The sequence below is a fragment of the Pseudomonas sp. MPR-R2A5 genome (assembly GCF_058793055.1).
Window position 1 is genome coordinate 101,652 of the sequence record NZ_JBXAFK010000015.1, and the last position, 18,935, is coordinate 120,586.

Annotated in this window: 19 protein-coding genes; 15 read left to right on the forward strand and 4 right to left on the reverse strand. The window is 60.3% G+C overall.

The window, feature by feature from the left end:
- Positions 1-9: 9 nt before the first annotated feature.
- Entirely contained in the window at positions 10-666 is a 657-nt protein-coding gene (locus AC1Q6I_RS13430; protein WP_024072599.1) for a phosphatase domain-containing protein, read from the reverse strand.
- A gap of 274 nt (positions 667-940) precedes the next feature.
- Between AC1Q6I_RS13430 and AC1Q6I_RS13435 the strand changes: the two genes are divergently transcribed.
- The 3 genes from AC1Q6I_RS13435 to AC1Q6I_RS13445 are packed head-to-tail and all read left to right on the forward strand — an operon-like array spanning position 941 to position 4,752.
- Positions 941-1,693 (forward strand): gluconate 2-dehydrogenase subunit 3 family protein, encoded by a 753-nt coding sequence (locus tag AC1Q6I_RS13435; protein WP_069074958.1) that lies wholly within the window; start codon positions 941-943, stop codon positions 1,691-1,693.
- 2 nt (positions 1,694-1,695) lie between these two features.
- Positions 1,696-3,480 carry a GMC family oxidoreductase gene (locus AC1Q6I_RS13440; protein WP_024072601.1) on the forward strand — a complete coding sequence of 595 codons (1,785 nt, stop codon included), beginning with the start codon at positions 1,696-1,698 and terminating at the stop codon, positions 3,478-3,480.
- 12 nt (positions 3,481-3,492) lie between these two features.
- Positions 3,493-4,752 carry a cytochrome c gene (locus AC1Q6I_RS13445; protein ID WP_102623684.1) on the forward strand — a complete coding sequence of 420 codons (1,260 nt, stop codon included), beginning with the start codon at positions 3,493-3,495 and terminating at the stop codon, positions 4,750-4,752.
- 81 nt (positions 4,753-4,833) lie between these two features.
- Here AC1Q6I_RS13445 and AC1Q6I_RS13450 read toward each other — a convergent pair whose 3' ends face one another.
- The gene (locus tag AC1Q6I_RS13450) at positions 4,834-5,091 is read right to left on the reverse strand and encodes a hypothetical protein (RefSeq protein WP_024072603.1); all 258 of its coding nucleotides are present in this window, start codon (positions 5,089-5,091) and stop codon (positions 4,834-4,836) included.
- Positions 5,092-5,313: 222 nt separating this feature from the next.
- Between AC1Q6I_RS13450 and AC1Q6I_RS13455 the strand changes: the two genes are divergently transcribed.
- The 3 genes from AC1Q6I_RS13455 to AC1Q6I_RS13465 all read left to right on the forward strand — a co-directional run bounded on the left by AC1Q6I_RS13455 (position 5,314) and on the right by AC1Q6I_RS13465 (position 8,964).
- Complete coding sequence (locus AC1Q6I_RS13455; protein WP_102623685.1) at positions 5,314-6,372, forward strand: PA0069 family radical SAM protein; 1,059 nt, start codon at positions 5,314-5,316, stop codon at positions 6,370-6,372.
- A gap of 227 nt (positions 6,373-6,599) precedes the next feature.
- Complete coding sequence (locus tag AC1Q6I_RS13460; RefSeq protein ID WP_102623686.1) at positions 6,600-7,331, forward strand: carbonic anhydrase; 732 nt, start codon at positions 6,600-6,602, stop codon at positions 7,329-7,331.
- Between the two features lie 85 nt (positions 7,332-7,416).
- Positions 7,417-8,964, forward strand: coding sequence for a SulP family inorganic anion transporter (locus AC1Q6I_RS13465; RefSeq protein WP_069074954.1), 1,548 nt, complete (start codon positions 7,417-7,419; stop codon positions 8,962-8,964).
- 222 nt (positions 8,965-9,186) lie between these two features.
- Here AC1Q6I_RS13465 and AC1Q6I_RS13470 read toward each other — a convergent pair whose 3' ends face one another.
- The gene (locus AC1Q6I_RS13470; protein ID WP_069074953.1) at positions 9,187-9,834 is read right to left on the reverse strand and encodes a hypothetical protein; all 648 of its coding nucleotides are present in this window, start codon (positions 9,832-9,834) and stop codon (positions 9,187-9,189) included.
- Positions 9,835-10,202: 368 nt separating this feature from the next.
- Here AC1Q6I_RS13470 and coxB point away from each other — a divergent pair, with 368 nt between their 5' ends.
- The 4 genes from coxB (at position 10,203) to AC1Q6I_RS13490 (ending at position 14,591) form a co-directional block, all read left to right on the forward strand.
- Positions 10,203-11,330, forward strand: a complete 1,128-nt coding sequence (gene coxB / locus AC1Q6I_RS13475; RefSeq protein ID WP_069074952.1) for a cytochrome c oxidase subunit II — start codon at positions 10,203-10,205, stop codon at positions 11,328-11,330.
- Positions 11,331-11,388: 58 nt separating this feature from the next.
- Complete coding sequence (gene ctaD, locus AC1Q6I_RS13480; RefSeq protein WP_024072609.1) at positions 11,389-12,978, forward strand: cytochrome c oxidase subunit I; 1,590 nt, start codon at positions 11,389-11,391, stop codon at positions 12,976-12,978.
- A 138-nt stretch (positions 12,979-13,116) separates the two neighbouring features.
- Positions 13,117-13,668 carry a cytochrome c oxidase assembly protein gene (locus tag AC1Q6I_RS13485; RefSeq protein WP_024072610.1) on the forward strand — a complete coding sequence of 184 codons (552 nt, stop codon included), beginning with the start codon at positions 13,117-13,119 and terminating at the stop codon, positions 13,666-13,668.
- Between the two features lie 35 nt (positions 13,669-13,703).
- Complete coding sequence (locus tag AC1Q6I_RS13490) at positions 13,704-14,591, forward strand: cytochrome c oxidase subunit 3 (RefSeq protein WP_024072611.1); 888 nt, start codon at positions 13,704-13,706, stop codon at positions 14,589-14,591.
- Between the two features lie 6 nt (positions 14,592-14,597).
- Here the strand turns inward: AC1Q6I_RS13490 and AC1Q6I_RS13495 are convergent, their stop codons facing one another.
- Positions 14,598-14,801 (reverse strand): twin transmembrane helix small protein, encoded by a 204-nt coding sequence (locus AC1Q6I_RS13495; protein WP_016978774.1) that lies wholly within the window; start codon positions 14,799-14,801, stop codon positions 14,598-14,600.
- 50 nt (positions 14,802-14,851) lie between these two features.
- On the opposite strand from AC1Q6I_RS13495, the gene AC1Q6I_RS13500 reads away from it, so the two are divergent.
- Genes AC1Q6I_RS13500 through AC1Q6I_RS13520 form a run of 5 tightly spaced genes read left to right on the forward strand, consistent with a single transcriptional unit; the run spans position 14,852 to position 18,775 of the window.
- On the forward strand, positions 14,852-15,616 hold the full coding sequence (locus AC1Q6I_RS13500; protein WP_102623687.1) for an SURF1 family protein: 765 nt from the start codon (positions 14,852-14,854) through the stop codon (positions 15,614-15,616).
- Complete coding sequence (locus AC1Q6I_RS13505; protein ID WP_024072613.1) at positions 15,582-16,166, forward strand: PA_0111/PP_0108 family redox-active disulfide protein; 585 nt, start codon at positions 15,582-15,584, stop codon at positions 16,164-16,166. The genes AC1Q6I_RS13500 and AC1Q6I_RS13505 overlap by 35 nt, the downstream gene beginning before the upstream one ends.
- Before the next feature lie 10 nt (positions 16,167-16,176).
- Positions 16,177-17,256, forward strand: a complete 1,080-nt coding sequence (locus tag AC1Q6I_RS13510; protein WP_024072614.1) for a COX15/CtaA family protein — start codon at positions 16,177-16,179, stop codon at positions 17,254-17,256.
- Positions 17,244-18,143, forward strand: a complete 900-nt coding sequence (gene cyoE, locus AC1Q6I_RS13515; protein WP_024072615.1) for a heme o synthase — start codon at positions 17,244-17,246, stop codon at positions 18,141-18,143. Before AC1Q6I_RS13510 ends, cyoE begins: the two co-directional genes overlap by 13 nt.
- Positions 18,140-18,775: an SCO family protein gene (locus tag AC1Q6I_RS13520; protein WP_024072616.1), complete on the forward strand. Its 636-nt coding sequence runs from the start codon at positions 18,140-18,142 to the stop codon at positions 18,773-18,775. The genes cyoE and AC1Q6I_RS13520 overlap by 4 nt, the downstream gene beginning before the upstream one ends.
- Positions 18,776-18,935: the final 160 nt, after the last annotated feature.

An 18,935-nucleotide genomic window follows, 5' to 3' on the forward strand; every position in this document is an offset into this window, starting at 1 on the left:
AGCTTGCGCCTACAGTTTTTCCTCTGGCTTGCCGGAGGTCGTAATCCAATCCTTCATCGAACACAGGGCAAAGGCGCTGGTGCTGCAATCGCCCTTCGCCAAGGCTGTGCGCAACTTGTCGATATCGGCTTTCATCATGTAGCGAATGCCATCCTTGAAGCCGTTGCTGGTACCGAACCCGCCCAGGGTCATTTCGTTCAACGCCTCTTCCTTGCTCCATCCCTGAACCACGACGCGATACATCGCCGCCATCAGGCCGGTGCGGTCCGAGCCGTGCTTGCAGTGCATGAGCACCGGGCCATTGGCCTGGGCCTCCTGGATCGCGCGGAGCGCTGCCAGCACGTCGGTGTCATCGACATGGTTGGTGCGATAAGCCAACTGCACCTGCCGGATGCCAGGGGCCTTGAGCCAGCTGGCGTCGGATTCCGGCAGGAAGTTGATCACGGTGCCGATCTTGAGTTTTTCCAGCAGGGGCGCCGCGTTGCTGTCCGGCAGCGCGCTGCGGTAGAGCGTGGGTGTCATCTGGTGCAGGTTGTACTGGTCGCCCACGGGTTGCGCCCACTCCGGCGAACGGATGGACGAGTTTTCATCGGCGTGGGCGTGAGCCGTGGCGAACAAGGCCATGAATGCAAGACCAAGGGCTGGCAGTAATTGTGGCTTGAACATGGGCGACGTGACCGAATGGGGGAAGTAGGTTGATGGCGCCCAGAGTCGATGAACAGGGGTCAACAGGGCGTGAGGCGGCTGTCAAAGAATCGTGAAGCAATGTTCTTTTCTTGATGAACCGATTCTCCTGATCCTTAGCCTGCTATCATTTGTAACTATTGATTGCCGCTGCGTTCTATCTCCTTGGATCGGTTGGATCCAACTTGCTGCCGCTAACTTCAAGCTGCTCCCTAGAAGCCGCTGATAAACCCGTGACCCCATGATGAGGTGCCCCATGTCTGATCAAGATCAAGACAACCCCCGGCGTGACTTCCTGCGCAAATCCTTGACCTTGATCCCGGTGGTCACGGTTGCCAGCACCGGCCTTGGCGGTTCGATGCTGATGGCTACGCCCGAGCCTGCCCAGGCCGCGCCGGCCCAGCCTGCGGCCAGCGGCAAGGCCTATGAGCCGAGCTATTTCACCGCTGAAGAGTGGGCGTTTATCAACGCTGCTGTCGCGCGCCTGATTCCCGCCGATGCACAAGGCCCGGGCGCCCTGGAAGCGGGTGCGCCGGAATACATCGACCGTCAGATGAACACGCCTTACGCCAGCGGCGCACTGTGGTTCATGCAAGGGCCGTTCAACGCCGACGCCGCGCCGGAGATGGGCTGGCAAAGCAAATTGGTGCCCAAAGAGATCTACCGGCTGGGTATTGCCGCCACGGATGCCTGGTCGAAAGCGTTCAACGGGAAGGTTTTTGCCGCGCAAGACAGCGCTACCCAGGACGATATGCTCCACCGTCTGGAAGCCGGCGGCAGCGAAGTGAACGCGCATTTCGACGCGGTACCGCCGAAGATGTTTTTCAACCTGCTGCTGCAAAACACCAAGGAAGGGTTCTTCTGCGACCCGATCCACGGCGGCAACAAGGGCATGGTCGGCTGGACCATGATCGGCTTCCCCGGCGCGCGCGCCGACTTCATGGATTGGGTGGAACGCAACGAGCAATACCCCTTCCCGGCTGTTTCCATTCGCGGCGAGAGGGCATAAACGTGGCGACCATCATGAAGAAAGTGGATGCGGTGATCGTCGGCTTCGGCTGGACCGGCGCGATCATGGCCAAGGAGCTGACGGAAGCTGGCCTGAATGTGGTCGCGCTGGAGCGCGGCCCGATGCAGGACACCTATCCGGATGGCAACTATCCCCAGGTCATCGATGAACTGACCTACAGCGTGCGAAAAAAACTCTTCCAGGACATTTCCAAGGAGACGGTGACGATTCGCCATAGCGTGAACGACATCGCCCTGCCCAACCGTCAATTGGGGGCATTCCTGCCGGGCAATGGCGTGGGCGGTGCCGGCCTGCATTGGTCAGGCGTGCATTTTCGCGTCGACCCTATCGAGTTGCGCATGCGCAGCCATTACGAAGAGCGCTATGGGAAGAACTTCATTCCCAAGGACATGACCATCCAGGACTTCGGCGTCAGCTACGAAGAGCTGGAACCGTTCTTCGACTATGCGGAAAAAGTCTTCGGCACCTCTGGCCAGGCCTGGACCGTCAAAGGCCAGTTGGTCGGCGAAGGCCGTGGCGGCAACCCCTACGCGCCCGACCGCTCCAACCCGTTCCCGCTGGAAGCGCAAAAAAATACCGTGTCGGCCCAACTGTTCCAGAAGGCCGCCACCAGCGTAGGTTATAAACCCTACAACCTGCCGTCAGCCAACACTTCGGGGCCCTACACCAACCCCTATGGCGCACAGATGGGCCCGTGCAACTTCTGCGGTTTTTGCAGTGGCTACGTGTGCTACATGTATTCCAAGGCGTCACCGAACGTGAACATCCTGCCGGCACTGCGCCAGGTGCCTAACTTCGAACTGCGGCCCAACTCCCATGTGCTCAAGGTCAACCTCGACAGCACCAAGAGCAAGGCCACCGGCGTGACCTATATCGACGCCCAGGGCCGGGAATGCGAGCAACCGGCGGACCTGGTGATCCTCGGCGCGTTCCAGTTCCACAACGTGCGCCTGATGCTGTTGTCCGGTATCGGCAAGCCCTACGACCCGGTGACCAACGAAGGCGTGGTGGGTCGCAACTTCGCCTATCAGAACATGGCTACCATCAAGGCGTTCTTCGACAAGGACACCCACACCAACAACTTCATCGGGGCTGGTGGCAATGGCGTGGCCATCGACGACTTCAATGCGGATAACTTCGACCACGGGCCTCATGGCTTTGTCGGGGGCTCGCCGATGTGGGTCAACCAGGCCGGCAGCCGGCCGATCGCCGGCACCTCCAACCCTCCGGGCACTCCGGCCTGGGGCAGCGCCTGGAAACGCGCTACGGCTGATTACTACACCCACCAGGTGTCGATGGACGCCCACGGCGCCCATCAATCCTACCGGGGGAACTACCTGGATCTGGACCCGGTGTACCGCGATGCCTACGGCCTGCCGCTGCTGCGCATGACGTTCGACTGGCAGGAAAACGACATCAAGATGAACCGCTTCATGGTCGAGAAAATGGGCAAGATTGCCGAAGCGATGAACCCCAAGGCCATTGCCGTGTTGGGCAAGAAGGTCGGGGAGCATTTCAATACCGCGTCGTACCAGACCACCCACCTTAACGGTGGCGCGATCATGGGCACCGACCCGAAAACCAGCGCTTTGAACCGCTACCTGCAGTGCTGGGATGTCCACAACGTATTTGTCCCGGGTGCGTCCGCGTTCCCACAAGGCCTGGGTTACAACCCCACAGGCCTGGTGGCAGCGCTGACCTATTGGTCGGCCCGGGCGATCCGCGAGCAGTACCTGAAAAACCCCGGCCCGCTGGTTCAGGCATAAGGAGCGATGACCATGAAAGCACTTGTTATCGCCTCCCTGGCGTTGCTCAGCAGCTGTTCGGTAAGCGCAGCCGAAACCGACCTGATCCAGCAGGGCGAATACCTGGCCCGCGCCGGAGACTGCGTGGCCTGCCACACGGCCAAGGGTGGTAAACCGTTCGCGGGCGGCCTGCCGATGGAGACCCCCATTGGTGTGATCTATTCCACCAACATCACCCCGGACCAGACCGGCCTGGGTGGCTACAGCTTCGAGGACTTCGACAAGGCCGTGCGCCATGGCGTCGCCAAGAGTGGTAGTACGCTTTACCCGGCGATGCCCTACCCGTCTTACGCCCGTGTCAGCGAGAGCGATATGCGGGCGTTGTATGCGTACTTCATGAAAGGCGTGGAGCCCGTCGCGCAGGAGAACAAAGACAGCGACATTCCTTGGCCGCTGAGCATGCGCTGGCCGCTGGCGGCGTGGCGTTGGATGTTCGCGCCTGAGGTGGCGCACGACCAGGCGGCGGGTGCTGACCCGGTGATCAGCCGGGGTGCCTATCTGGTGGAAGGGCTTGGCCACTGCGGCGCGTGCCATACGCCGCGTGCCCTGACCATGCAGGAAAAAGCCCTGAGTGCCACTGACGGCAACGCGTTCCTGTCCGGCAGTGCGCCGCTGGAAGGCTGGATCGCCAAGAGCCTGCGCGGCGACCACAAGGACGGCCTCGGCAGCTGGAGCGAGGCGCAACTGGTGCAATTCCTCAAGACTGGCCGCAGTGATCGCAGCGCCGTGTTTGGTGGCATGAGCGATGTGGTCGTCCACAGCATGCAGTACATGTCGCAAGACGACCTGACTGCTATCGCCCGCTATCTCAAGAGCCTGCCCGCGGTCGATCCCAACGACGCACCGCACCAGTACGACAAGCAGGTGGCTGAAGCGCTATGGAAAGGTGATGACAGCAAGCCGGGCGCGTCGGTGTACATCGACAACTGTGCGGCCTGCCACCGTACCGACGGCCATGGTTATACGCGGGTGTTCCCGGCGCTGGCGGGTAACCCGGTGTTGCAGACGGCGGATGCCACGTCGCTGATCAACATTGTGTTGAACGGTGGGACCTTGCCGGCAACGCACACAGCGCCGTCCACCTTCACCATGCCGGCGTTCGCCTGGAGGCTGTCGGACCAGGAAGTGGCGGATGTGGTCAGTTTCGTGCGGGGTAGCTGGGGTAATAAAGGTGTTGCAACAAGTGCTGCGCAAGTTACGGAGTTGCGTAAAAAACAGGGCGATAAGAACTAAATAAGTTCGGGTGTCGCGCGCCCAACTTATATAGGGTGATTTATATAAGTTGGGCGTTTTCTATTTTTTGGAACGCTTCGTTTAATTTGACTTTCGCTGGCAGGTCTTCGCGAAGGCATTGGCCATAGTCAGGAAAATTGCCTTGTCTTCGTTATCGAAGTCGCCGTCATTGTCCAGGTCCGTTGGGCTGGAGGTCGTGTCGTAATGCCCATCTTTCTTGGATGAAGAGGCATACATAGCGTACGAAAGATCCCCATTGGTAAAACGCTCGAGTAAGATTTCCGGGCTGTTATCTTTCTCAAAGTCTTCACAAGTCAAACGTATTTCGTCCTGAGACATACTTGGATCCTTTTGGTGTTTATTAAGTTGGGACAGGATCATAAGTGCATGCTGAAAGCTTAATCCATGAACTAAGTGTGGCGATTTGTTACTTGAAAGCTCACATGTAATACCTTGCACTTACACATGTAAGTAAATTGCCTGGCGACTTCCTGCCCAACGGTGCTGGCGCGAAACGTCGGGTTGAAATACTGTATGTAGATACAGTATTGAGGTATGCCCATGAATTCCCCCCTACCGCCCCGTGGCCGGGGCACGGCCACCAACCTGCACAACCGCTTTGCGCCCACCGCCAGCGTGGCCGAGGACGACGGTTGGTACCAGGAAGTGCCGCCGACCCAGGGCACCGAAGTGCGCATCGAGACGGCCAAGACCATCATCAGCCGCAACAACTCGCCAGACCTGCCGTTCGATCGCTCGATCAACCCGTATCGTGGCTGCGAGCATGGCTGCATCTACTGCTATGCGCGACCCAGCCATGCCTATTGGGACCTGTCGCCAGGGCTGGATTTCGAGACCAAGCTGATTGCCAAGAGCAACGCGGCCGAGGTGCTGGAGCAGCAACTGTCCAAACCGGGTTACGTATGCGCGCCGATCAACCTGGGCTCCAATACCGATCCATACCAACCCATTGAGCGCGAATACAAGATCACCCGGCAAACCCTTGAAGTGCTGCTGCGTTATCGGCATCCGGTGACCATCATCACCAAGGGCTCGCTGATCCTGCGCGATCTTGACCTGCTGACCGAACTGGCCCGGCAGCGGCTGGTGGCGGTGATGATCAGCCTCACCAGCCTGGATGACGAGCTCAAGCGCATCCTGGAGCCGCGCACGGCGGCGCCCAAGGCGCGGTTGCGGGCGATCCGGGTGATGCGCGAGGCCGGTATCCCGGTGGGGGTGTTGTGCTCGCCGATGATCCCGATGATCAATGACAGCGAGCTCGAAAGCCTGTTGGCCGAGGCCCACGCCGCGGGTGCGCAAAGTGCGGCCTACATGATGTTGCGCTTGCCGTTGGAGGTGGCGCCTTTGTTCGAGGAATGGTTGGCGGCGCATTACCCGCAGCGCGCGGCCCATGTGATGAGCCTGGTGCGCCAGGTGCGCGGCGGCGAGGTGTATGACAGCCGGTTCGGCGTGCGCATGCGGGGCGAGGGGCCGTTCGCCGATCTGCTGGCGCAACGTTTTGCCAAGGCGATCAAGCGCCTGGGCCTCAATCGTCGGGAAGGCTTTAATCTCGATTGCACGGCGTTCTGCCCACCGGGCAGACAAATGGTGTTGTTGTAGAATGATAAAGAAGAATGCACTCTTTCTGTAGGAATAGTCGCGTTTTGACATCACTGAAACCCGCGATCTAGAGCGGTTCATTCAGTTTGAGTTAAGTTTTGGCGGTTACCTTGTTCAGCGAGTGACTGATGAGTCGGCGCCTATCATTGTGGGATTTTTCAACTAATCCCCTGAACGCGCGTCGAACTGACCTGACAACTCCCCTGCATTAATCAAGAGGATGAATCATGAGTGACAAGGATAAACAGCCGTTGGCTGCGTCGGCTTCAGCCCCTCAGGTGGCGGAATCCGCCGATGCAGCGCTAAAGCATATCGTTGACGGCTTTTTGCATTTCCATCACGACGTCTTCCCCCAGCAGGAAGAACTCTTCAAGAAACTCGCCACGGCCCAGAGCCCACGGGCGATGTTCATTACCTGCGCCGACTCGCGCATCGTGCCCGAGCTGATCACCCAAAGCTCCCCCGGCGACCTGTTCGTGACCCGTAACGTCGGCAACGTGGTGCCCCCCTACGGGCAGATGAACGGCGGCGTTTCCACCGCCATCGAGTACGCGGTGCTTGCCCTGGGCGTGCAGCACATCATCGTATGCGGGCACTCCGACTGTGGCGCGATGCGCGCGGTGCTCAACCCCCAGAGCCTGGAGAAGATGCCGACGGTCAGGGCCTGGCTGCGTCATGCCGAGGTCGCCAAGGCCATGGTCCACGACAACTGCGACTGCGCCAATGAAGGCGAGAGCATGAAAGTGCTGACCGAAGAAAACGTCATCGCCCAGTTGCAACATTTGCGTACCCATCCTTCCGTGGCTTCGCGCATGGCCAATGGTCATTTGTTTATCCATGGCTGGATCTACGACATCGAGACCAGCGAAATCCGGGCCTACGATGCGGAACAGTCGGCATTCCGACCCTTGAACGGCACCGAGCCGATTCCATCCGCGACGCCTAAAGCGCGCTTCTAACACACTTCCCTGCCGGGTAAAGCGGTGGCTGCCATGGATGCAGCCAGGCTTTGCCGCGCCCGGCGAATGCCTCGGGAGAGTCATCATGCGTGCTGCTCAATTGAAAGCTGTATTGCCACGGGAGCTCCTCGCCTCCGTGGTTGTGTTTCTGGTTGCCCTGCCCTTGTGCATGGGGATCGCGATCGCTTCCGGCATGCCACCGGCCAAGGGCTTGATCACCGGGATTATCGGTGGCCTGGTGGTGGGCTGGATGGCGGGGTCACCGCTGCAGGTCAGCGGCCCGGCAGCGGGCTTGGCGGTGCTGGTATTCGAACTGGTGCGCCAGCACGGCATGGCGATGCTTGGGCCGATCCTGTTGCTGGCGGGCTTCCTGCAACTGGTGGCCGGGCGCTTGCGCCTGGGCTGCTGGTTCCGTGTCACGGCGCCGGCGGTGGTCTACGGCATGCTGGCGGGGATCGGTGTGCTGATTGTGCTATCGCAGATTCATGTGATGCTCGATGGCGCGCCCAAGCCCTCGGGGCTGGATAACCTGGTGGGTTTCCCGGCAGCCTTGGGCGAGGCGATTCCAACCCTGGGTGGCGGGCTCGGCTGGCAGGCCGGCCTGCTCGGTTTATCCACCATGCTGGTGATGTACCTGTGGGACAAATTCCGCCCGCACACGCTGCGGTTTGTGCCGGGGGCCTTGCTGGGCGTGGGGCTGGCCACGGTCGCCAGCCTGGTGCTGGCGTTGCAGGTCAAGCGTGTGGAAGTGCCGGAAAACCTCGCCGACGCCATCGACTGGCTGCGGCCCGGCGACCTGCTGAACCTGGCCGATCCGCAGTTGTTGATTGCTGCGTTCGCCGTTGCGTTTATTGCCAGTGCCGAGACCCTGCTCTCTGCGGCAGCCGTCGACCGCATGCACAGCGGCCAGCGTTCTGACTTCGATAAGGAGCTGTCTGCCCAGGGGGTGGGCAACATGCTCTGTGGCCTGGTCGGCGCCCTGCCGATGACTGGCGTGATCGTGCGCAGTTCGGCGAACGTGCAGGCGGGTGCCACCACACGCCTGTCGGCGATGCTCCATGGCGTATGGCTGCTGGGGTTCGTGTTGCTGCTGTCGAGCGTGCTGCAGAGCATTCCTGTGGCGAGCCTCGCGGGCGTACTGGTGTACACCGGGATCAAGCTGGTGGATATCAAGGCATTTCGGGCTCTGGGGCGTTATGGGCGTATGCCGATGTTTACCTATGCGGCCACGGCGTTGGCGATCATCTTCACCGACCTGCTGACTGGTGTGCTGGTGGGCTTCGGGCTGACGTTGGTCAAGCTGGCTTTCAAGGCTTCGCGCCTGAAAATCAGCTTGGTTGACCTGCCCCGGGACGGTGAAATGGAACTGCGCCTGGTGGGGGCGGCGACCTTCCTGAAAGTGCCGGCGTTGACCCAGGTACTGTCGACCGTGCCTGCCGGGACCCTGCTGCATGTGCCGCTGAGTAACCTCAGCTATATCGACCATTCCTGCCTGGAGCTGCTGGAGGAATGGGGTCGGGCCAACGCGGCCAAGGGCTCGAAGCTGATGATCGAGGCTCGCGGGTTGAAGCGCCGGTTGGAAGGCCGGGTCAGGACGACGACGGGGATAGGTTCGGCGCCATCGATCGGCTGAGGGAACCGGATCAAAACGTGGGAGGGGGCAAGTCCTAATGCCGGTCAGTTAAGGCTTTTTTGTAGGAGCGAGGGGGACGCCTAGTTCTTGCTCGCGAAGAACTCACAGGCGCCGCGTTCATTCAGGCAACACGCGTTATCGTTGACGTTTTTCGCGAGCAAGAACTAGGCGTCCCCCTCGCTCCTACAGAAGGCGATGTACGCTTAGCGTCAGCCTGAAACTTTAAGCCGGCTGATCCAACGCCAACTCAACCCCCAGCTTGCGGGACAGGCACGGCCAGCGTTTCCACGCGGCTTCCGTGTATGGGCTTTTCAGCTGTTCGCGATACGCCTCGACTGACTCCAGCGCAAAGCTGTCTTCGTTGAGCATTTCATCCACTGCCAGGTGCACCGCTTCGTCCAGCTGGTTGGCGAATGCTTCGCCGATCAACTGATGGGCAATCACGTTAGCCACGGTGGTATCTGCCGGAATCAGTGGCTGGCCAAAATGCTTGATATACAGATCATTGACTTCTTCAACCAGGCGATGAGCCAGGTAGGCCTCGTCCAACAGGCCGTCGAGTCCTTCATGGCCAGCCAGGATCGCGGGCGGTTGCAGGAAGAATTGTTCGGCGATCTTCAATACTGGCTTGATCTGGCTCTCGATACCGGCTTCGCGGGCCACATCGTTGGCGGCGTCCAGCAAGTCGGGGACAAGTTCGATGTAAGCCGTGACAAAGCGGGTCATGACAATGTTGCGATCGCCGTCAGCCAGGGAGATGGCCGAATGCAGGTGCGGCAATTGTTTTTCCAGCTGCTGGGCAAGCTGGCCAGTGCGGGCTTCATGTTGATGGGCATGGGAAATCTGCTCGCGCAATGCGGCGGTGTTCATGAAAGCTCCAGTGATGCAGGCGTTGGGAATAGGGAGAGCATAAGGTAGCTCGTTTATACGAGATCCTAAGACGCATTTGTCATAATTATTTCATGGTTATGCGTCCACGTTATATCGAATTGCCATCGTTTGTCGGATAAACGATTCCGCCTCCGGTTTTATTGGCTTTGGCGGTTCATTTTCGCTCATTTGCCCCTACACATTGCGGGGTTGCAGACCCTGTCTATACTCGGGTTTGTACGCAATTAGCTGATGACGCCAGACTGCATAAGCAGGTGAGGCTAAGCGGTTGTAAGCAGTATGGAAGCCGCTCCCTTCGACGCAGGTGCAAACCGGCGGGATAACAAGAACGATAAGGGGAACCCGCAATGACGCGACATCCACACGTTTGGATGGGCCTTCTGTTGTGGTCAGTATTCGGTCAGGCGCACGCCGCCTGGACAACGAATATGGCGCCAGGGGCGACTGAAGTCAGTCACGCTGTGTTCGACCTGCACATGACCATTTTCTGGATCTGTGTGGTAATCGGCATTGTTGTGTTTGGCGCAATGTTCTGGTCGATGATCCTCCACCGCCGCTCTACGGGCCAGGTCGCGGCCAAATTCCACGAAAGCACGACCGTGGAAATCCTCTGGACCGTGGTGCCCTTGCTGATCCTGGTGGCCATGGCCATTCCGGCGACCAAGACGCTGATCAACATCTACGACAGCAGTGAATCGGATATCGATATCCAGGTCACTGGCTACCAGTGGAAGTGGCATTACAAATACCTGGGCCAGGACGTGGAGTTCTTCAGCAACCTGGCCACGCCCGCCGAGCAGATCCACAACCAGGCGACCAAGGGCGAACACTACCTGCTGGAGGTCGATCAGCCGTTGGTACTGCCGGTGGGGGCCAAGGTGCGCTTCCTGGTGACGGCCGCCGACGTGATCCATTCCTGGTGGGTGCCGGCCTTTGCGGTCAAGCGCGACGCCATCCCTGGGTTCGTCAACGAGGCCTGGACCCGTATCGAGAAGCCCGGCATCTATCGTGGCCAATGCGCTGAACTGTGCGGCAAGGACCACGGTTTCATGCCGATCGTGGTCGAGGTCAAGTCCAAGGCCGACTACGACACCTGGCTCGGCGAACGCAAGGCCGAAGCCGCCAAGCTCAAGGAACTGACCTCCAAGGAATGGACACTTGAAGAGCTGGTGGCCCGTGGTGACAAGGTCTATCACACCACCTGCGTGGCCTGTCACCAGGCCGAAGGCCAGGGCCTACCGCCAATGTTCCCGGCGCTCAAGGGCTCGCCGATTGCCACCGGCACCAAGGAAGACCACCTGCACCGCGTCTATTTCGGCAAGCCCGGCACCGCCATGGCGGCGTTCGGCAAGCAACTGTCCGAGGTGGATATCGCTGCGGTTGTGACCTACGAGCGCAACGCCTGGGGTAACAACAAAGGCGACATGGTCACGCCTAAAGACGTGCTGGCCATCAAGCAGGCGGAAAGCAAATGACTTCATTCATTGCATATGCCCCGAACCGCCCCGCCCATTCGCTTGCAGGAGAACGGCCATGAGCGCTGTGATCGATGACCATGGCCACGCCGGTGACCATGCCCACGGCCCCGCCAAGGGTTTGATGCGCTGGGTGCTGACCACCAACCACAAAGATATCGGCACCATGTACCTGTGGTTTGCCTTCACCATGTTCCTGTTGGGCGGCTCGTTCGCCATGGTGATCCGTGCCGAGTTGTTCCAGCCCGGCCTGCAGATCGTGGAGCCTGCGTTCTTCAACCAGATGACCACCATGCACGGCTTGATCATGGTGTTCGGTGCGGTGATGCCGGCGTTTGTCGGCCTGGCCAACTGGATGATCCCGCTGATGATCGGTGCGCCGGACATGGCCCTGCCGCGCATGAACAACTTCAGCTTCTGGCTGCTGCCGGCGGCGTTCCTGCTGCTGGTTTCTACCCTGTTCACTCCGGGCGGTGGGCCAAACTTCGGCTGGACCTTCTACGCCCCGCTATCCACCACCTACGCGCCAGAAAGCGTGACGTTCTTCATCTTTGCCATCCACTTGATGGGCATCAGTTCGATCATGGGCGCGATCAACGTGGTCGCCACCATCCTCAACCTGCGCGCACCCGGCATGACCCTGATGAAAATGCCGTTGTTCGTCTGGACCTGGCTGATCACCGCCTTCCTGCTGATCGCGGTGATGCCGGTGCTGGCGGGCTGTGTGACCATGATGCTGATGGATATTCACTTCGGCACCAGCTTCTTCAGTGCGGCCGGCGGTGGTGATCCGGTGCTGTTCCAGCATGTGTTCTGGTTCTTCGGCCACCCCGAGGTGTACATCATGATCCTGCCGGCGTTCGGTGCCGTCAGCTCGATCATCCCGACCTTCTCGCGCAAGCCGTTGTTCGGCTACACATCGATGGTGTACGCCACGGCGAGTATCGCGTTCCTGTCGTTTATCGTGTGGGCGCACCATATGTTCGTGGTGGGCATTCCGTTGGTCGGCGAGTTGTTTTTCATGTACGCCACGTTGCTGATTGCGGTGCCCACGGGCGTGAAGGTGTTCAACTGGGTCAGCACCATGTGGCAAGGCTCGCTGACGTTCGAAACACCGATGCTGTTCGCGGTGGCGTTCGTGATCCTGTTCACCATCGGCGGCTTCTCCGGGCTGATGCTGGCGATTGCCCCGGCGGACTTCCAGTACCACGACACCTACTTCGTGGTGGCGCATTTCCATTACGTACTGGTGCCCGGTGCGATCTTCGGCATCTTCGCCTCTGCCTACTACTGGCTGCCGAAATGGACTGGCCACATGTACGACGAAACCCTGGGCAAGCTGCATTTCTGGTTGTCTTTCGTGGGCATGAACATGGCGTTCTTCCCGATGCACTTCGTGGGACTGGCCGGCATGCCGCGCCGGGTGCCGGACTACAACCTGCAATTTGCCGACTTCAACATGGTTTCGTCCATTGGTGCCTTTATGTTCGGCGCCACGCAGATCTTCTTCCTGTTTATCGTGATCAAGTGCATCCGCGGCGGCCCGCCGGCGCCGGCCAAGCCGTGGGATGGCGCCGAAGGCCTGGAGTGGAGCGTGCCCTCGCCCGCGCCGTACCACACCTTCACCACGCCACCGGAGGTCAAATGAACAGGTCCCCGATGATCCCCTGTGGGAGGGGGCTTGCCCCCGATGGCGGTGTGTCCGCTGACATCATCCTTGGTTGTAAAACAGCCATTGGGGGCAAGCCCCTTCCCACATTGACCTCATTCACGCTGGGTGGGCGACATGGCTGACTCCGTACCGCTCAAGCGCCTGGTCACCCGCCTGCTGATCCTGGTGGTGGCGATGTTTGCCTTCGGCTTTGCCCTGGTGCCGATCTACGACGTGATGTGCAAGGCGTTCGGTATCAACGGCAAGACGGCCGGGCAGTACGAGGGCGAACAGATTGTCGACCCTGCGCGGCAGGTGCGGGTGCAGTTCCTGTCCACCAATGCCATCGACATGGTCTGGGAGTTCCACTCCAAGGCAGACGAGGTGGTGGTCAATCCCGGTGCTGTGACGGAGATGCTGTTCGTGGCCTACAACCCCACTGACAAACCGATGACGGCTCAGGCGGTGCCGAGTATTTCCCCGGCCGAAGCGGCGATGTACTTCCACAAGACCGAATGTTTTTGCTTCACCCAGCAAGTGCTGCAGCCAGGCCAGCGCATCGAGATGCCAGTACGCTTCATCGTCGATCGCGATATGCCCAAGGATGTGAAGCATTTGACCCTGGCGTACACGCTGTTCGATATCACTGCGCGCCAACCACCGGTGGCTGTCCATAGCGGCGGCTAGCTACTGTTTGCCCGCTTAATCAGGAGAACGAATACATGTCGACTCATGATACGTACTACGTACCGGCGCAAAGCAAATGGCCGATAATTGCCACCCTTGGCATGCTGGTCACCGTGTATGGCCTGGCCGTGTGGTTCAACGATCTGAAGGCCGCCCGCCCGGAATCCCACGGCCCGTGGATCTTTTTCGTCGGTGGTCTGCTGCTGGCCTACATGCTGTTCGGCTGGTTTGGTGCGGTGATCAAGGAAAGCCGTGCCGGGCTGTACAGCGCGCAGATGGATCGCTCGTTTCGTTGGGGCATGACCTGGTTCATCTTTTCCGAGGTGATGTTTTTTATCGCGTTCTTCGGCGCGTTGTTTTATGTGCGGCACATGTCCGGGCCTTGGTTGGGCGGCGAAGGTCATAAGGGCATCGCGCACATGCTGTGGCCGAACTTCGAGTTCACCTGGCCGTTGCTCAATAACCCTGATCCCAAGCTGTATCCCGCGCCCGAGGGCACCATCAGCCCGTGGGGCCTGCCGCTGGTCAACACCATCCTGCTGGTGAGCTCCAGCGTGACCATCACCATTGCCCACCATGCCTTGCGTAAAGGGCACCGTGGCGCGCTGAAGCTCTGGTTGGCGATCACCGTACTGTTGGGGTTGGGATTTCTCGGGTTCCAGGCCGAGGAATACATCCATGCCTATAAAGAGCTGGGCCTGACCCTGGGCTCGGGCGTGTACGGCGCGACCTTCTTCATGCTCACGGGCTTTCACGGTGCCCACGTGACCATCGGCACCATCATTTTGTTTGTGATGCTGATGCGCATCCTGCGCGGGCACTTCAATGCCGAGCATCAGTTCGGTTTCGAGGCGGCCAGTTGGTATTGGCACTTTGTGGATGTGGTGTGGATCGGGCTGTTTTTCTTCGTCTATGTGCTGTGAGGCGACTTACCAAGGCGCATGAGACACCAGTTGGCCGCTGAAAAAGCCCCAGGCGATCAATGCCACGGTGATCACGGCCAGTACGACACGCACGGTCAAGGCAGTGACGAGGCGGTTGGAGTTGCCCTCGTCCTTGACCAGGAAGAACAAGCCACTGAACAGGCTCACGACGGTCGCGATCAGCATCAGGGCAATGGCGGCTTTGAGCATGGTCTGGTTCCTGGCTTCGGTGGGCATTGAGGTGAGGGGATGGGCGGGCAATGAAAACAAGTATAGCCAGCGCCATGAAACGCTTTCGTCCAGGTATCGCACCGACCTTGGTGGTGATGATTCTGCTGCCGTTGATGGTGGGCTTGGGTTTCTGGCAACTGTCGCGCGGCCATGAGAAGCAGTTGCTGGTGGACAGCTATGCCGAACGCCGCGTGGCTGAGCCGATCAGCAGTGTGCAGCTCGCTGACATGTCCGACCCGGCCTTTCGCCGCGTGCATCTGCGCGGGCAATTCGATGCTGAGCACAGTGTGTTGCTGGATAACCGCATGCGCGACGGGAAGGCCGGTGTCGAGCTACTGCAACCCTTTCATGACCAGGCCAGCGGCCTGTGGCTGTTGCTCAATCGCGGTTGGTTGCCGTGGCCGGATCGGCGCACCCTTCCCGCCTTCACCACACCCGACCAGCCTTTGAATCTCGACGCCTGGGTGTATGTCGCGCCCGGCGAAACATTCCAGTTGCATGCAGACCCCACGACCGCGCAATGGCCGCGCCTGTTGACCGCGCTGCACCCCGCTGCGCTATGGGCTGAGCTCGGACGCAGCGGTTTTGCCTACGAACTGCGCACCGAAGCCGGCCCCGGTACGTACGAAACCACCTGGCCCATCGTTGCGATGGGCCCGGAGAAACACCTGGCCTACGCGGTGCAGTGGTTCGCCATGGCGCTGGCGCTACTGGCGCTTTACCTCTACCTCGGATGGCATACCACAAAGGAGAAGCCCCATGGGAACGGCCATGAATCCACCCAACATGTCTGAGGTGCCTGATCGGCGCAAAGGCCGCTGGCAACTGATGCTGATCCTGCTGATGGTGATCGGCCCGATGGCGCTGGCCACCTTTATGTACAAACTGCAGTTCTGGGTGCCGGACAGTCGCAGCTATCACGGAGAACTGATCGGTAATGGTCAGACCCGCGCCGATATTGGCGTGCAGGCCGATGAACAGCGCTGGCAGTTGCTGGTGACCGCGCCCGCCGCCTGCGCCGCCGATTGCCAGCAACTGGTGTACCTCGCGCGCCAATTGCAGATCGGCCTGGGGCGCGATGCGTCGCGCGCCAGCCATGCCCTGGCCAGTGCACAGCCGGTCGGTGCCGACTATGACGCCAAGTTGAAGGTCGAATACCCGCAATTGCAGCGCTACTCGCTGGATCTCTCGACGTTCACCAAAAACGCCGCCGCACCGGGCGACGCGCAACTGTGGATCGTCGACCCCCACGGCAACCTGGTGCTGCGCTACGACGCCAAGGTCAAGGGCAAGGACTTGCTCAACGACCTGCGCCACCTGTTGAAACTGTCGAACATCGGATAAGGGCATCGTCATGGCCAAACCTGGATTTCGCCTCGCGTTGTTTGCCACCTTGCTGGCACTGATCGTTGTGCTGCTCGGCGCCTATACCCGCCTCACACACGCCGGCCTGGGTTGTCCGGATTGGCCGGGGTGCTACGGCTTTATCAGCGTGCCGCAAAGCGAGGCCCAGTTGGCCCATGCCGAACTGCATTTCCCTGATACGCCGGTGGAGGCGGAAAAGGGCTGGAGCGAGATGGTCCACCGTTACTTTGCTGGCACCCTGGGCGTGCTGATCGTGTTGCTGGCGGCGCGCGCCTGGAGCCATCGGCGTGATCCGGGCCAGCCGGTGAAGTTGCCGCTGTTTTTATTGGCGGTGGTGTTTGCCCAGGCGGCGTTTGGCATGTGGACGGTCACGTTGAAACTCTGGCCGCAAGTCGTGACCGGACATTTGTTGGGCGGCTTCGCAACCTTGAGTCTGTTGTTCCTGCTGACCCTGCGGCTGTCCGGCGTGCTGCCCGCGCTGATCGTGCCCAGGCGCCTGCAATATTGGGCGACCGCGGGGTTGGTGCTGGTCATCGCGCAGATTGCGCTCGGCGGCTGGGTCAGCTCCAACTACGCAGCGGTGGCTTGTATCGACCTGCCCACCTGCCATGGCCAGTGGTGGCCGGCGGCGGACTTTGCCAATGGTTTTCACCTCACCCAGCATATCGGTCCCAATTATCTCGGCGGGCAGCTCGACAGCGACGCGCGCACCGCCATTCACCTGACCCACCGCGTGGGTGCGGTGCTGGTCACTCTGGTTCTGCTGGGCTTGGCCTGGCAGCTGCGCGTCGTCGGCATGACCCGGCTCGCGGGGCTGTTGCTGATCGCTTTGGCGGCGCAAATCAGCCTGGGCCTGAGCAACGTGTATTTCCACCTGCCGCTGCCGGTTGCAGTCGCTCACAATGCTGGCGGCGCAGCATTGTTGCTGACCCTGGTATTGGTCAATTACCACGCCCGCACCAGCCTGGTTCGGGTGCGTCATCAACTGCCGTTCGGCTGGCGCTTCCTTCCGCGCAAGCCGGTATCCGGCCTCACCACCCTTAAAGGAGAGATGCCATGGCGACCTTGATCGGCGCGCGTCACGGCCAGGCAGTCTGGCGCGACTACCTGGAGCTGACCAAACCGAAAGTGGTGGTGCTGATGCTCATCACCTCCCTGGTGGGCATGTTCCTCGCCACCCGTGCAGGGGTGCCATGGACGGTGCTGGTGTTCGGCAACCTGGGCATTGCCCTGTGCGCCGGCGGCGCGGCGGCGGTCAACCATGTGGTGGATCGACGGATTGATGCGGTGATGGCCCGCACCCACAAGCGGCCGATGGCGGAAGGGCGCGTGTCGCCTATTGCGGCATTGGCTTTTGCGTTGTTTCTGGCTGTTGCAGGGCTCGCGCTGTTGCTGGCGTTCACCAACCCGCTGGCGGCCTGGTTGACGCTGGCCTCTCTGCTCGGCTACGCGGTGATCTACACCGGTTTTCTCAAGCGTGCGACCCCGCAGAATATCGTGATTGGCGGCCTGGCCGGCGCCGCGCCGCCGCTGTTGGGGTGGGTTGCGGTCACCGGCCATATCAGCGCCGAACCGTTGCTGCTGGTGCTGATCATCTTTGCCTGGACCCCGCCGCATTTCTGGGCCCTGGCCATTCATCGCAAGGAGGAGTACGCCAAGGCCGATATCCCGATGCTGCCGGTTACCCATGGTGAGCACTACACCAAGGTGCATATCCTGCTCTACACCTTCGCGCTGCTGGCGGTGAGCTTGATGCCCTATGTGATCCATATGAGTGGCCTGCTCTACCTGGCGTGCGCGCTGGTTTTGGGCGCACGCTTTCTGCAATGGGCCTGGGTGCTGTACCGTGGCGCTCAGCCGCACGCGGCGATCAACACCTTCAAGTACTCTATCTGGTACTTGTTCCTGCTGTTTATCGCCCTGCTCGTAGATCACTACTTACTGTTGAACCTATGACTCGAACTCAAAAAACTGTCTTCATTCTGGTGGCCATTGTCGCGTTGATCATGGGCCTGACCGTCAACAAGGTGCTCTCGGGCAAGGGCCAGGGTGACCCCACCGCCTTGATCGACGCAGGTATCATCCTGCTGCCGCAAAGCCGCCAGCTGCCGTCGGTGAGCATGACTAACCAGGAAGGCCAGCCGGTGCTGGTCAATGAGTTGAAAGGCAAGTGGAGCCTGCTGTTTTTCGGCTACACCTTCTGCCCGGACATCTGCCCCACCACGCTCGCCCAACTGCGCCAGATCAAGAGCGAGCTGCCCAAGGAGGCTGTGGATAAGTTGCAGGTGATCCTGGTCAGTGTCGACCCGAACCGCGATACACCGACCCAGCTCAAACAGTACTTGGGCTACTTCGACCCGCAGTTCCAGGGCTTGACCGGCGCGAATGTGGACGATGTGCAGAAGGTGTCGAATGCGGTGAGCATTCCGTTCATTCCGGCGGATACCAGCAAGCCCAACTACACCGTCGACCACAGCGGTAACCTCGCGCTGATTGGCCCGGATGGCACCCAGCGTGGCTTTATCCGCGCGCCGCTGAACAACCAGAAGCTGGTGGCGCAGTTGCCGGGGTTGTTACAGCGCAAGTAACAGGTAATACAAAACACATGTGGGAGGGGGCTTGCCCCCGATTGCGGAGTATCGGTCGCTGCATCAGCTGGCTGATCTGCCGCCATCGGGGTGTAGAACCGTAGACATCGTTTACATCTGAAACCGGGGACATCGTTTACACATTTGAGGCTTGGACGCG

Bases quoted from the DNA above. Each gene is read 5' to 3' on its own strand.
- AC1Q6I_RS13455 (WP_102623685.1), top strand. From the start codon at position 5,314: ATGAATTCCCCCCTACCGCCCCGTGGCCGGGGCACGGCCACCAACCTG.
- coxB (WP_069074952.1), top strand. From the start codon at position 10,203: ATGACGCGACATCCACACGTTTGGATGGGCCTTCTGTTGTGGTCAGTA.
- AC1Q6I_RS13460 (WP_102623686.1), top strand. From the start codon at position 6,600: ATGAGTGACAAGGATAAACAGCCGTTGGCTGCGTCGGCTTCAGCCCCT.
- ctaD (WP_024072609.1), top strand. From the start codon at position 11,389: ATGAGCGCTGTGATCGATGACCATGGCCACGCCGGTGACCATGCCCAC.
- AC1Q6I_RS13490 (WP_024072611.1), top strand. From the start codon at position 13,704: ATGTCGACTCATGATACGTACTACGTACCGGCGCAAAGCAAATGGCCG.
- AC1Q6I_RS13445 (WP_102623684.1), top strand. From the start codon at position 3,493: ATGAAAGCACTTGTTATCGCCTCCCTGGCGTTGCTCAGCAGCTGTTCG.
- AC1Q6I_RS13470 (WP_069074953.1), bottom strand. From the start codon at position 9,834: ATGAACACCGCCGCATTGCGCGAGCAGATTTCCCATGCCCATCAACAT.
- AC1Q6I_RS13465 (WP_069074954.1), top strand. From the start codon at position 7,417: ATGCGTGCTGCTCAATTGAAAGCTGTATTGCCACGGGAGCTCCTCGCC.
- AC1Q6I_RS13485 (WP_024072610.1), top strand. From the start codon at position 13,117: ATGGCTGACTCCGTACCGCTCAAGCGCCTGGTCACCCGCCTGCTGATC.
- AC1Q6I_RS13500 (WP_102623687.1), top strand. From the start codon at position 14,852: ATGAAAACAAGTATAGCCAGCGCCATGAAACGCTTTCGTCCAGGTATC.
- AC1Q6I_RS13510 (WP_024072614.1), top strand. From the start codon at position 16,177: ATGGCCAAACCTGGATTTCGCCTCGCGTTGTTTGCCACCTTGCTGGCA.
- AC1Q6I_RS13495 (WP_016978774.1), bottom strand. From the start codon at position 14,801: ATGCTCAAAGCCGCCATTGCCCTGATGCTGATCGCGACCGTCGTGAGC.
- AC1Q6I_RS13435 (WP_069074958.1), top strand. From the start codon at position 941: ATGTCTGATCAAGATCAAGACAACCCCCGGCGTGACTTCCTGCGCAAA.
- cyoE (WP_024072615.1), top strand. From the start codon at position 17,244: ATGGCGACCTTGATCGGCGCGCGTCACGGCCAGGCAGTCTGGCGCGAC.
- AC1Q6I_RS13520 (WP_024072616.1), top strand. From the start codon at position 18,140: ATGACTCGAACTCAAAAAACTGTCTTCATTCTGGTGGCCATTGTCGCG.
- AC1Q6I_RS13450 (WP_024072603.1), bottom strand. From the start codon at position 5,091: ATGTCTCAGGACGAAATACGTTTGACTTGTGAAGACTTTGAGAAAGAT.
- AC1Q6I_RS13430 (WP_024072599.1), bottom strand. From the start codon at position 666: ATGTTCAAGCCACAATTACTGCCAGCCCTTGGTCTTGCATTCATGGCC.
- AC1Q6I_RS13505 (WP_024072613.1), top strand. From the start codon at position 15,582: ATGGGAACGGCCATGAATCCACCCAACATGTCTGAGGTGCCTGATCGG.